Source organism: Streptomyces sp. cf386, from assembly GCF_900103585.1.
Classification (GTDB): Bacteria; Actinomycetota; Actinomycetes; order Streptomycetales; family Streptomycetaceae; genus Streptomyces.
The window spans coordinates 252,065-264,460 of sequence record NZ_FNHV01000013.1 but is presented as its reverse complement, the minus strand read 5'-3'; the positions used below and the strand labels follow the sequence as shown (position 1 = coordinate 264,460).

At 68.9% G+C, this 12,396-nt stretch carries 8 protein-coding genes; 3 read left to right on the top strand and 5 right to left on the bottom strand.

Annotated features, from left to right (window positions below; genetic code table 11):
- Positions 1 to 10 precede the first annotated feature (10 nt).
- Entirely contained in the window at positions 11 to 1,198 is a 1,188-nt protein-coding gene (locus BLU79_RS31140; RefSeq protein ID WP_093909273.1) for an MFS transporter, read from the top strand.
- Between the two features lie 213 nt (positions 1,199 to 1,411).
- Here the strand turns inward: BLU79_RS31140 and BLU79_RS31135 are convergent, their stop codons facing one another.
- The 5 genes from BLU79_RS31135 to BLU79_RS31115 form a co-directional block, all read right to left on the bottom strand.
- Positions 1,412 to 3,181, bottom strand: a complete 1,770-nt coding sequence (locus BLU79_RS31135; protein WP_093909272.1) for an amylo-alpha-1,6-glucosidase — start codon at positions 3,179 to 3,181, stop codon at positions 1,412 to 1,414.
- A 68-nt stretch (positions 3,182 to 3,249) separates the two neighbouring features.
- Positions 3,250 to 4,080, bottom strand: coding sequence for a carbohydrate ABC transporter permease (locus tag BLU79_RS31130; RefSeq protein ID WP_093909271.1), 831 nt, complete (start codon positions 4,078 to 4,080; stop codon positions 3,250 to 3,252).
- Positions 4,077 to 5,063 carry a carbohydrate ABC transporter permease gene (locus tag BLU79_RS31125; protein WP_093909349.1) on the bottom strand — a complete coding sequence of 329 codons (987 nt, stop codon included), beginning with the start codon at positions 5,061 to 5,063 and terminating at the stop codon, positions 4,077 to 4,079. Before BLU79_RS31125 ends, BLU79_RS31130 begins: the two co-directional genes overlap by 4 nt.
- A gap of 10 nt (positions 5,064 to 5,073) precedes the next feature.
- Entirely contained in the window at positions 5,074 to 6,315 is a 1,242-nt protein-coding gene (locus BLU79_RS31120; RefSeq protein WP_093909270.1) for a sugar ABC transporter substrate-binding protein, read from the bottom strand.
- A gap of 148 nt (positions 6,316 to 6,463) precedes the next feature.
- Positions 6,464 to 7,504: a LacI family DNA-binding transcriptional regulator gene (locus BLU79_RS31115; RefSeq protein ID WP_093909269.1), complete on the bottom strand. Its 1,041-nt coding sequence runs from the start codon at positions 7,502 to 7,504 to the stop codon at positions 6,464 to 6,466.
- Between the two features lie 314 nt (positions 7,505 to 7,818).
- Between BLU79_RS31115 and BLU79_RS31110 the strand changes: the two genes are divergently transcribed.
- Positions 7,819 to 10,509, top strand: coding sequence for a carbohydrate-binding protein (locus BLU79_RS31110; protein WP_093909268.1), 2,691 nt, complete (start codon positions 7,819 to 7,821; stop codon positions 10,507 to 10,509).
- 24 nt (positions 10,510 to 10,533) lie between these two features.
- Positions 10,534 to 12,357 carry an RICIN domain-containing protein gene (locus BLU79_RS31105; protein ID WP_093909267.1) on the top strand — a complete coding sequence of 608 codons (1,824 nt, stop codon included), beginning with the start codon at positions 10,534 to 10,536 and terminating at the stop codon, positions 12,355 to 12,357.
- Positions 12,358 to 12,396: the final 39 nt, after the last annotated feature.

Genomic DNA, 12,396 nt, shown 5'->3' with positions numbered 1-12,396 from the left:
TGTTCGATCCATGGAACAAGACCTGCGGGCCGGCCGGCTGGCCACCTTCGCCTACTTCTCTCTGAACGGCTTCCTCATGGGGATGTGGGTCGTCCACATCCCCGGCATCGAGCACCGAGCGGGAATCAGCCATGCGGTGCTCGGCTGGCTCCTGCTGCTCCTCGGTGCGGGAGCATTCGCCGGTATGCAGGCCGTCGGCCCCCTCACCGACCGCTTCGGGGCCCGCACCGTCGTCCCGGTGAGCGCGGCGCTGTGCAGCGCGGCCGTGGTCCTGCCCGGCCTGGCGACGAGCGTCTGGACGCTGGGGGCCGCTCTCCTGGCACTCGGCGTCGGCAACGGCTGCCTGGACGTCAGCATGAACGCCCATGCCGTCCAGGTCGAGCGCGGTTACCGGCGGCCCGTCATGTCCGCCTTCCACGCCGCCTTCTCCATCGGCGGTGTTCTCGCCGCGCTGGCGGGATCCCGCACGCTCAGCATGGGCTGGAGCCCCGCGGTGACTCTCGGCGTGGTGGCGCTCGGCGGCCTGGCCGTCGCCGCGCTCGCGGCCCCGGCACTGCTGCGCCACGACGCCACCCGTGCCTTGGATGACCTCGCCCCTGCCACGAAGTCCCGGCACAGGGCACCCCGGCGCATCTGGATGCTGGCGACCCTGGCACTGATGATCATGCTCTGCGAAGGCGTGGCGAACGACTGGAGCACCCTCCATCTGCGCCAGGTCCTCGACGCAACCGCCGCCACCGCCGCCCTCGCCTACGGAGCCTTCGCCACCGCCATGACGGTCGGACGACTGCTCGCCGACCGGGCCGCCGCGCGCCTCGGCCCCGTGGCCATCCTCCGCTACGGCGCGTCCGTCGCCGCATTCGGCCTGACCGCGGCGGCGCTCTCGCCCTGGATTCCCCTGGCCCTGGCCGGCTGGGCCGTGTTCGGGGCAGGACTGTCCGGCTGCGTTCCCCAACTCCTCAGCGCCGCAGGCCATTCCGACCAGAACGCCGCCGGCGTCAACGTCTCCCGCGTCGCCGGACTCGGCTACCTCGGCATGCTCGCCGGTCCCGCCGTCATCGGCCCGCTGACCCACGTCGTACCGCTCAACCTCACCTTCTTCCTTCCTGTGGCGTGCTGTGTCGTCGCCGCCTGCCTCGCCGGTATCGTGCGGCCGGCCCGCCCGGCCCCCACTCGTGCGGAGGCCGAGGCGGTATGACCCACGCCCAGGAGGTGAGCTCGCTCCGCCGATGGGCGCAGCACCCGCGTCAGGTCTGCCAGGCCACCCCATTCCCTGGAGGCGCCAGATCTGGCTCCTCTTGGTGTTCAGCGCGCTCGCAGGATCGCCACGTGCAGCCGTCGGCGGCGTCTTTCCACGGCACGTTCACCGAGGCCGAGTTGCCGCTGACCGTCAGAAGCCGGTCGGAGACGGTCACCGGTCCGCTCCGCGCACCGCCACCGTTGACCGCGTGGCGCGCCGGAGTTCATGGGCCTCGGCGAGGAGGAGGTAGCCGGCGGCGGTCCAGGTGTAGGCGCGGTCGCGCAGGCCCGTTCCGGTCAGGGCGTCGAAGTTCTCGGCGAAGCCGGAGATCTCGCACAGGGCGCGGAAACGGGCGCTGATCTCGTCCGCGAGACGGTGGTGGCCGGCGCGGCGCAGGCCGTCCTCGATGAGGACGGTGGAGGGTGCCCAGATCGGGCCGCGCCAGTAGCCGTCGGATCGGTAGTGGGGTGAGGTGGGCAGTTCGGTGGCCAGTCCGTACGGGGTGAGGTGGGTGTCGATCCTGGCGGCCAGGGCCTTGGCGACGTTCTCGGGCAGGTGCTCCCCCAGTACCATCGGCATCAGGTCCAGCAGACTGGACGTGCTCCAGGTCTCCCCGGTGTCGACGCCGCGTGCGACGAACCGTTCCCCCGTCCACAGTTGGTCGAGCATCGCGGCCTGCGTCACTTCGGCGGTACGGCTCCATCGGCCGGCCTCGCCGGTAAGGCCCAACTCGGCTGCCAGATAAGCGAGTTCGTGGAGTTGGAGGATGAGGAAGGCGGCCAGGTCGGCGGTGACGACCACGCGCTCGGGGTCGAAGGTCGTGGCGTTGTCCCAGCCGCTGTCGTTGCCGTGCTGGTAGTGGGGCAGGTCGCCATCCGGTGCGCGGCGCGCGGTGAGCCAGAAGTCGGTCCAGCGGCTCAATCGGCCGTATGTCTCGGCGAGTTGCGTCCGGCCGAGGGGATCGGGGAGCCGTCGGCGCAGGCGGGACAGGGTCCAGCCGTGGATGGGTGGTTTGACGAAGTTGTAGAGGACCTCGGAGTGGGTCACCGAGTCGGGCAGTGCCCCGCTCTCGTCCTGGTGGTCGAACGGCAGCGAGAACTGGTCCCAGGCCAGGTCGGGTGCTCCGGGCGCCAGGGCCAGGGCGTTGAAGCAGTGGTCCCAGCTCCAGACCTTGTCCATCCAGTGCTTGGACATCAGCACCGCGGGCCGCGTGACGAGAGATGCCGGGCGGACGGTCGCCGACCACAGGACGTACGCGGCGAGTTCGGCGGCCGGGGTGCCCGGCGAGCGCCAGGGGGCCACCGCGTCCACGAAGGCGGCGAAGTCCCGCTCCGCCGCCGCCACGACCTCGCTGAACCTGGCCGAGGAGGCGTAGGGACGCCGGGCACTGTCCAGCTCTTCGACGGCAGCTTCCCAGACCGCTCCGGCGTCCGCGCTGATCGTGAGTCCGCGGTCGCTGCTGCCGAGGGCCTGGCCACCGGCTTCTTCGACGGCTGCGCCGGACAGTACGGTGATCCGGTAGCGGCGCCCGGTCTCGTACGAGGTGAACACGTGCGCGCCGTCCGCCGGGTCACGGTAGAAGTACGTGCCCGTGAAGGGGGTCAGCGCCCGGTCCGCCGCGGTGATGCGCAGGCCCAGCCCCTCGCCGCGCAGGCGGACGGTGTCCGGTGATTCGTAGGTGAGGTCGATGCGCCCGCCGTCGCGGGCCCAGCTGAGCAGGCTGGGCGTCGACTCGACCCGGGTGTCGGCCCGGTCGCCCGTCGTGGCGTCGAGGGGGACGAAACGCAGGACGGCGTGCATGCCGTTCTGGTGCGACACGAGGTGCAGGTCCTCGGCGCGGGTCCGCTCGGCGAGCACGGGAGAGACGCCGAACCAGGAGCCGTGTGTACTGAACGGAATGTCATGGATGGAGAAGGCCGGGCCGGATCGGGCGGCGGTCATCAGGCGATACTCATTTCTTGGGCAGAGGCCGGCAGCCGGCGAGGGGCAGCGCCGAGGTCGGCTCGGGGTCAGTCCTTCACCGCTCCGGCGGTGACGCCGGCGGCCACGTAGCGCTGGGCGAGGACGAGGATGACCGCGGCGGGCAGGGAGGCCACGACGGCGGTGGCCATGATGGCGTTCCACTCCTGGTTGTTGTTGCCGATGTAGTGGTAGATGCCGAGGGTGATCGGCTCGTGGGCACCACCGCCCGCGAGGGTGCTGGCGAAGACGAAGTCGGACCAGGACCAGAGGAACGCGAACAGCGACACGGTGACGACGGCATTGCGGCTCATGGGCAGCACGATCGACCCGAACGTGCGCAGGGGCCCGGCCCCGTCCGTCTTGGCGGCCTGGAGCAGTTCCTCCGGGATGCCGGACATGAACGCGGTGAAGATGAGTACGGCGAAGGGGACGGCCAGGGTTGAGTCCGCCACGATCAGGCCCGGTACCGACTGGAGCAGCCCGAGGCTGAGGTAGATGGCGTAGAAGCCCATCGCCATGATGATGCCGGGGATCATCTGGGCGACCAGGAAGAGGAAGCTGAGCACACCGCCGCCGCGCGGGCGCAGTTTGGCGAGCGCGTAGCCGGCGGGCGCGGCCAGCAGCACGGTCAGGGCCACGGTGCCCAGACCGATGACGAGACTGGTGCCGAGGTAGGGCAACTGCTGGTCGAAGACGGCACGGTAGCCCTCGAGAGTGCCTTGGACGGGGAACAGGTCGGGCGGGCTCTTGCGCATGTCCTGGTCGCGGGTGAAGGACACGTTGAGCATCCAGTACACCGGGAAGAGCATGACCGCGGTGAGCGCCAGGCCGAGGGCCGTCTTCCACCCCGTACGGCGGCGCCGGTGCAGGGAGTTCATGCCAGTGCCTGCTTTCTCTGGACCCTCAGATACACCAGGCCGAAGACCAGGGCGGCGACGACGAGCAGGTTCCCGACAGCCGCACCGGGGCCGAAGGCGGGCAGCAGATTGCCGAAGCCGAGTCGGTACGACCAGGTGGCGAAGGTGGTGGACGAATCCGCCGGGCCGCCCTTGGTCATGATCCAGATGATGTCGAAGACCTTGAGCGTGTAGACCAGACCCAGCAGCAGGGTGATGGCGGACACCGGACGCAGCAGGGGGAAGGTGATGCTCCTGAAGCGCCGCCACGCGCTCGCGCCGTCGAGGGCGGCGGCCTCGTACAGGCTGCCGGGGATCGACTGCAGACCGCTGTAGAGCACGACCAGGTTGAACGGGACACCGATCCAGATGTTGGCGATCATCACCGAGGTCAGCGACCAGGACGGCGAGGTCAGCCAGTTCACCGGATCGGCTCCGACCGCGCCCAGCACGGCGTTGACGAGACCCGAGTCGCTGTTCAGCATCCACGACCAGGTGGAGGCCGACACGATGAGCGGCAGCAGCCACGGGACGAGGAACAGGGCGCGCAGGGTCGCCGAGAGCCGGAAGTGCTGGTTGAAGAAGACCGCGAGGGCCAGGCCGATGGCGTACTGGAAGAAGAGACAGACCGTGGTGAACACGATCGTGTGCACCAGCGCGGGGGCGAAGGTCGGGTCGTCGAAGACGGTCCGGTAGTTGGCGAGGCCGGTGAACGGCGCGTCGCCCTGGACGAAGGAGCGGACCGTGTAGTTGCGCAGACTCAGATCGAGGTTGCGGTAGAGCGGATAGGCGTAGAACAGGCCGAGGTAGAGGGTGACCGGGGCGAGGAAGGCCCACGCGGCCCACTGCTGCGAACCGGGGCGGCGGCGGGGGAAGGCGGGACGGGGCGGGAGCGGGGCCGCGTCGGCCGCCCCCTTCCGGTCGGCCCCGGGGTGATGTCGGGGCGGGTGTGTCGTCTGCTTCATCGGCCGCACATCACTTGACCGCGCTCTGCGCCGAAGTGAGCGCGTCCTTGGGGGACTTGGCCCCGCTGAGGGCGGTCTGGACCGCCTTCCACATCTGTTCGGAGATCTTGGGGTACTTGGTGCCGAGGTCGTCGCTGGTACGGCCCTTGGCCGCACCGACCGCATCGACCCAGGGCTTCAGCTTGGCGTCGGACGCCACCTGCTTGTCCTGCACCTCGGTGGTGGGGGCCACGTAGGAGAGTGTGGTGTCGGTGGCGTAGAGGTTCTCGGTGCTGGTCAGGCAGGCCACGAGCTTCTGTGCGGTGGTGTAGCGGCCGGTGTCGCCCTGGACGGGAACGGTGACGAACTCCCCGCCCGTGGGGGCCGCGGCGTTACCCCCGCCGGCGGCGGGTATGGGCAGGACGCCGTAGTCGAAGCCCGCCTTCTCGGCATTGGCGAGCTGCCAGGTGCCGTTCTCGGCGAAGGCGTAGTCGCCGCTCGCGAACTCCTGCCAGCTGGTCGTCTGGGTGTTGTTGATGACCGAGTTGGGCGCGTACCCCCTCTCCAGCCAGTCGGTCCACAGCGCCAGCGCCGACACGCCCTGGGCGGAGTCGAGTTCGGTGAGCTTCGCACCCGAACCCCAGAACCACGGAAGGAACTGGAAGCTGCCCTCCTCCGTCCCGATCGCCGAGAACGTGATGCCCTTCTTGCCCGCCTTCTTCGCCTTCTCCAGTGCTGCCGTCAGCGACGGCCAGTCCTTGATCGAGGCGATATCGACACCAGCGGCCTTCAGGACCTCCTTGTTGTAGTAGAGCGCGAGGGTATTGGCGCCGATCGGGGTGCCGTACGTCTTCCCGCTCGACTGGCCGGCCGCGAGCAGGTTGGGGCTCACCTTCGAGACGTCCACCTTGTTCTCGTCGGTCGTGGTGAGTACGCCGGCCTCCGCCAGCGTGGAGACGACCGGGTTGTCGACGATGAGCACGTCCGGGGAGTTGTCCTGCTGGGCCGCCAGGAGCACCTTGTTCGTCAGGTCGCCGGTGTCGAAGGCGGTCCGTTTGATCTTCACGCCCGCCTTGGTGCCGCAGCCGTCGAGCAGCTTCACCCACGCCGAGTCCTTGGCGAACTGCGGGTACGGGTCCCAGATGGTGTAGGTGCCGCTGTCGTCGCCCTGTGTGCTCGTGCTGCCGCCGGACGAGCAGGCGGTGATGGAGGTGGTGAGGGCGACGACGGTCAGGGCGACGGCGGTGAGCCGCCGTCCGGTGGATCTGTTCATGGCGCTTTCCTTAAAGATGTGGGCACGGCACACCGAGGAGAGGGCATGCCGAAGAAGGCCTCGGGAGGACTGCCGGCCGAGCGTGGCCGGTGAATGAAAGGTGCTTACCTACGACGGCTGTCGAGCGCGGGGACGAGAAGGACGGCTCTCAGTGGTTGAGGTCGGTGTCGGAGGCCGGATGCCGGTAGGCGGGTGCGGTGCTGGAGCGGAGCGAGATGGGCGGCGCGAGCAGGTGGTGGCGCGGTGCAGCGTCGGGGTGATCGAGCCGCTCGACGAGCAGTTCGACGGCGAGGCGCCCCATCTGCTCCGCCGGCACGTCGGCCGCCGTGAGCTGCGGGGTCACCGTCTCCGCCCACCGGCCCGCCACCACTCCCGTGATGGAGAAATCACGCGGCACATGGAGGCCCGCCACGGCCAGACCCCGGTACAGACCACCCAGAGCGGCCTCGTTCAGGGTGACCAGCGCCGTGGCGGCCGGATCGTCGTGCAGGATCCGCTCCACGCACGCCTGGCCGGAGGCGGCGTCGTCACCGCAGCAGTACGTCCGCACGGTGAGCCCGCGCTCGGCCGCCGCCTTGGTGAAGCCGTCGAGGCCTCGGTGCGCCGACTCGTAGCCGGCGCGCAGCAGGTGCTCGGGCCGGTTCACGAAGGCGATCCTGCGATGACCCAGGTCCGCGAGGTGGTGAACGCAGGCGGCGGTCAGCGCGGTGTGATCCAGCCCGACCCACCAGTCTCCGTCCGGCTGCGCGGTGCGACCGATGCAGACGGCGGGGAAGTTCTCGGCGACGAGGTGGTCGATCCGGTCGTCCTGGAGCCTGATCTCCATGAGGATCGCGCCGTCGACCCGCCGCTCGGCCAGCAGCCGCTGGAAGGAGCGGTCGCTGTCCACGCCGCTCGGGGAGAGCAGCACGTCGTAGTCGTAGGCCGCGGCGGCCTCCACCACGCTGCCGATGAAGTCGAGTTGCATGCCGGTGTAGTGGTTGCCGGCCGGCGGAAAGACCAGGCCGAGGGTGCTGGTCCGGCCGTTGGCCAGGGCACGGGCGCTGGCGTTCGGGCGGTATCCCAGTTCGTCGATGACCCGCTGGATCTTCTGCCGGGTCTCGTCGGACACCGGGCGCTTGCCGCTCAGCGCGTACGACACGGTGCTCCGCGAGACACCGGCCCGCTTGGCGATCTCACCGATGTTCACGGCACTCCTTCGTCGAACCGGTTCCGAAGCGAGCCGGGTGTCGAACCGGTTCGCTGCCAGGGAAGCTAGGAGCGGTCGAGCCCGCTGTCAACACCTTGCGCAGACTTCCTGGAACCGCCGTTCAATCCATGTCAGAAGTATTGCTGGCTCTTTTCGGGGAGTGCTAGCTTCCGGCGAACCGGTTCGAGTGAGCCGCACCAACCCCAGCTTCCCCCCGGCATCGGGCCCAGAAATTCTGGGTCCGCACACCTCTATCTGCATCGAACCGGTTCGACTCACGACTCACGGGACAGACCACCTCACTGGAGACCTCAGTGCGACGCACACCCAGCAGAAAGAGAGCGGGCGCCGGCGCCACCGCCGTCACAGCCCTCGCCGCCCTCCTGGCCGTACCCACCGCCGGCACGGCCGGCGCGGCGGAACCCGAGCAACTGACCATCGACCTCGCCACCGACACCGGCGCCTTCCACGGCGGCGCCTCCGGCTCGCTGTACGGCGTCTACGGCGACGGTGTGCCCAGCCGCAACGTCCTCGAAGGCATGCACGTCCGCACGGTGTCGACGAAGGCCCAGGACGGTCCGCAGCATCCGGGCGCGGACGCCCTGGAGATGCTGCCGCCCTTCGTGGACTCCGGCGGCAAGGACGTCTACCTCTACATGACCGACATCTACCGCGGCTTCCCGTACCAGTGGCCGGGCGCGGACGGTCCGGCGCGGCTGGCCGACTTCAAGGAGAAGATCAGGAAACAGGTCCAGCAGGTGCTGACCATGGGCGACTACCAGGACAACGTCGTCTACGTCCCCTTCAACGAGCCCGAGGGGAACATGTTCGGCACGGGCGAGTGGAGCTACAACAAGATCTCCTGGCTGAACGACCCGCAGTACTTCCTCGCCGCGTGGAAGGAGGTCTACCACCTGATCAAGAGCCTGGACCCGGACGCCCGCATCGCCGGCCCCAACACCAGCGTGCTCTACGACCAGGTCAAGGGCTTCCTGCAGTACGCCAAGGCCAACGACGTCGTCCCGGACGTGATGACCTGGCACGAGCTGTCCAGCCCCGCCGCGGTCCGCACGAACGTGGCGAAGTACCGGCAGATGGAGAAGGACGTCGGGATCGACCCGCTGCCGATCAACGTCAACGAGTACGGCCACAACTACCACCTCTCCGTGCCCGGCCAGGTCGTGCAGTGGGTCTCCGCCATCGAGGAGTCCAAGATCGACGCCGATCTGGCGTACTGGAACATCGACGGCAATCTCAACGACTCGGCCGTGGAGGCCAACAAGGGCAACGGCCAGTGGTGGCTGTTCAACGCCTACGGCCAGATGTCCGGGCACACCGTCCAGGTGACCGCCCCGCACCCCAACCAGCAGTACACCCTCCAGGGCGTGGCCACCCTCGACGAGGACAAGAAGCAGTCCCGGGCGATCTTCGGCGGCAAGAGCGGTGACGCGGACGTCGTCTTCAAGAACATCGACTCCGAGCTGTTCGGTACGACCGTGCACGCCACCGTGCAGGAGATCCCCTGGACCGGACAGGTCGGCGACTCGCCCCAGCCACTGCGCCTGGCCGACCGGAAACTCGCGGTCGGGGCGGACGGCACCGTGACGCTGCCGATGACCGGCATGAACGAGATGTCCGCCTACCAGGTCATCCTCGCCCCCGGCGGGAACGGCGGCACACCGGCCGAACCCTCCGTCGGCTGGCGCAAGACGTACGAGGCGGAGAACGCCACCTACACCGGCGGCGGCTACTCCAAGAACGGCCCCGAAGGATCGCCCTCCCAGGTCGGGAAGTTCGCGACGTCGGGCACCTACAACGTCGGCGGCCTGCGCACCGGTTCCGACGGCGTCCTCGCCTTCGACGTCGAGGTCCCGCAGGACGGGACGTACGACCTGAGTGTGTTCGCCAACTCCTTCAACCTGTACGACCTGGTGAAGGAGCAGGGACCAACCAACGTCTTCCTGCGCGTCGACGGCAAGGACCCGCAGGAACTGCGGCTGCCGCTCGGCTACAAGTGGGTGGTCTGGGGCCACACCGACACCACGGTGAAGCTCACGGCCGGCAAGCACCGCATCACGCTCGCCGCGAAGGACCCGGACCTGGGTGTCACCAAGGGCGACGCCATCATCGACAAGATCGACCTCGCCCTGCGCGATGAGCACGTGACCGCACCCGCGATCTACGAGGCCGAGTACGCCACCCTCACGGGAACCCGGCCGCGCTACACGGACGCCGGTACCTCGGGCCCCGGCACGGTGCCCCTGGGCAAGGGCGACTCCGCGACCTTCTGGGTCCACGCCCGCACCGACGGCGAATCGACCGTCTCCGTCGACCACTTGGGCGGCGGACGGGCGGGCCTCTCCCTCAACGGCGAGAAGCTCGACGTACCCGCGGTCGGAGGCGGCAAGAAGGGCCAGGACGGCGTCCGGGTGTTCCTGTCCGGCGGCATCAACAAGATCACCGTCACCGGAGCCTCGGGCGAACTGGCCCTCGACCGGCTGCGGGTGACTCCGTCCCACGGCGCCCTGGTGCCGACGGTCTACCAGGCGGAGGACGGCCATCTGAGCGGCGCCGCCAAGGTGACCGACGCCTACATCTTCGCGTCCGGCGGCAAGGCGGTCACCGACATCGGTGACGGCAAGGACAACGCCCTCGCCTTCGACGTCATCGCCGCTCGGCCCGGGCGGCACGCGGTGACCATCCGCTACTCCAACGCCGAACAGGCCCCGGCCACCCACTACAACCCCGACCCGATCGCCCGCCACGCCGACCTCTCCGTGAACGGCGGACCGGCTCGCCGGGTGCTGTTCCCGACCACCTTCAACTTCAACAACTTCTGGGAGCTGACCGTCCCCGTCACTCTCAAGAAGGGCACGAACCGGCTCACCTTCACCGCGCAGGAGCTGCCGGACTTCAACGGTGACACCTACAACCAGTACGACCAGCGCTCCCCGTACGCCCCGGTCATCGACCGGATCGCCGTCACCCCGCTCGCGCAGAAGTAGCCCCGACATCAGGGAGAGCCGCTCATGAACCTGCGTACAGCACGCCTGTCGTCCAGAACCGCCGTCCTGTTGACAGCCCTGACGGCGAGTCTGCTGCCGGCCACCACGTCCCATGCCGCCGACACGAGCGTCACGGTGGACTTCGCAACCGCCGGTGGCGCCCCCGGCTACCGCGCCTCCGGAATCATCTACGGGATGTCCCCGAACGGCTCGCTGCCCCAGGACCACTTCTTCAGGGACATCAAGTGGCACTACATGAGAGCCGGTGGCGCGCAGCTCAACAACGGCGGCTACGCCACCAGCCTCGCCGCCTACCAGACCCGCTGGAACACCACCCTGGCCCAGTACAAGCGCACCGTCGCCCTCGGCGGCACCTTCGTCCTGCTCCCCCACGACCTGTGGGGCGCCGACGGCACCACCAGCCAGGGCTGGCCGGGCGACAACGGTGACTGGACACAGTTCGACAACTTCGTCACCCAGCTCATCGGCGACGTACGCGCCAACAACATGACCGTCCAGTGGGACCTGTGGAACGAGCCCGACGGCATCAACTTCTGGGGCGCCTCACGGACCCAGTACCTGCAGATGTGGTCACGCTTCCACGCCCGTGTGCGGGCCGCGTTCCCGAACCAGCTCATCGTCGGGCCCAGTCTCGCGAGCCGGCCGAACGCCTCCAACGCCTGGTGGACGACGTTCCTCAGCCACGCCAAGAGCGACAACGTGGCTCCGGACATCTGGAGCTGGCACGATCTGCCGGGCGACCCGGTCACCGACGTCGGACGAGCCAACTCGACGCTCGCCGCAGCGGGGTTGACCAACTCCCGGCCGTACCAGATCAACGAATACGGTGCCCCGTCCGAGCAGACCCCCGGCGGCGGCGCCTGGTACATCGGCCGTCTGGAGCGGGCCGGTGCCGACGGCCTGCGCGCCAACTGGGCCTCGGGCACGAACCTCCATGACTACGCGGCCAACCTGATCACGAAGAACAGCGCCGGCAGGTACCTGCCGCTCGGTGAGTGGTTCATATACCGCTACTACGGCTCCCAGAGCGGAAACATCGTCAACCTGATCCCCGGCACCGGCACCGACGGCCTGGCCACCAAGGACAACGCCGCCAAGAACGCCAAGGTCCTCCTCGGCAGCAACGGCAACACCGGCACGGTCACCGTCAACCTCACCGGCCTGAACACGACGTCGGTGGTGGAGAGCGGCAGGGTCCGTGCAGTAGTCCAGCGTGTCCCCCACAACAACGGGACCGCGGTGACCGGGCCCGAGACGATCTCCGACACCACCCTGGCGGTCAACGGCAACGCCGCCTCGCTGGCCCTCCCCTGGTCCAACGCCAATGACGGCTACACCGTCACCCTGTTGCCGCCGTCCAACACCGCCGTGTCCACGGTGGCCGTCAGCCAGAACAGCGGTCAGTGCCTGGACGACACCGACCTCAGCACCGCCAACGGCACGCAGTACCAGCAGTACGACTGCGAGGGCGGCTACCAGCAGATGCTCGACCTCAAGCCGGTCGCCGGCCGGGCGAACACGTACACCGTCGTCAACCAGCACAGCGGCAAGTGCCTGGACATAGCCGGCGTCTCCTCCGCCGACGGCGCCGCCGTCACCCAGTACACCTGCAACGGCCAGACCAACCAGATGTTCACCCTCAATCCCGTCTCCGCGCTCGGCAACAGCCACGACTACCAGCTGGTCGCCGTACACAGCGGCAAGTGCGTCGACGTCTCCAACGTCTCCACCCAGCCCCGGGCCCTGGTCCACCAGTGGACCTGCGACCCCGCCAGTGCCCTCGGCACCAAGAAGAACCAGATCTGGCGTCTTCAGGGCAAAGCCTGACGAGCCAACTCCCCTGCCGACGGCCTCGGTTCGCATTCC